The sequence below is a fragment of the Chloroflexaceae bacterium genome (genome assembly GCA_025057155.1).
Taxonomy (GTDB): Bacteria; Chloroflexota; Chloroflexia; order Chloroflexales; family Chloroflexaceae; genus JACAEO01.
Genome location: JANWYD010000154.1, coordinates 1 through 550 on the forward strand (window position 1 = coordinate 1; position 550 = coordinate 550).

Genomic DNA, 550 nt, shown 5'->3' on the forward strand with positions numbered 1-550 from the left:
CGGAGCTGGTCGAGCGCTTCTTCCGCCATCTCGCCGAGGAGCTCCGAGGCTGGCTCGCCAGCCTCGGCCTGAGGCGTCTCGCGGAGGCCATCGGGCGGGCGGATCTGCTCGAGCCCCTGGCCACGGAGTCGCCCCGCACCCGCGGGCTCCGGCTCGAGCGGCTGCTCGCCCCGCTCCCGGTGGCCGGGCCGATCCACGCCTCCCCGCGTCCGGCGGCGAGCGGCGCCCTCGAGCGCCGGCTGACCGAGGAGCTGCTGCCCGCGATCGCCGCCAACCGCGGCTTCCGCGGCCGCTACCCGATCGCCAACACCGACCGCGCGGTCGGCGCGCGGCTCTCCGGGGCCATCGCCCGCCGCTACGGCGACCAGGGCGAGGGAATGCGGCCGATCGAACTCGAGTTCGAGGGCAGCGCCGGCCAGAGCTTCGGCGCCTTCAACGCCGGCGGCCTCCACCTCGCCCTTGTCGGCGAGGCCAACGACTACGTGGGCAAGGGCATGGCCGGCGGCCGCATCGTCGTTCGCCCCCCGCCCGCCGCGGGCTGGCTCGCGCG

General features: G+C 77.1%; 1 protein-coding gene. It reads left to right on the plus strand.

Features of this window, described 5'->3' with window-relative positions; translation table 11 throughout:
* On the plus strand, positions 1-550 hold a 550-nt coding region (locus tag NZU74_20775; GenBank protein MCS6883759.1), incomplete at both ends, for a glutamate synthase subunit alpha.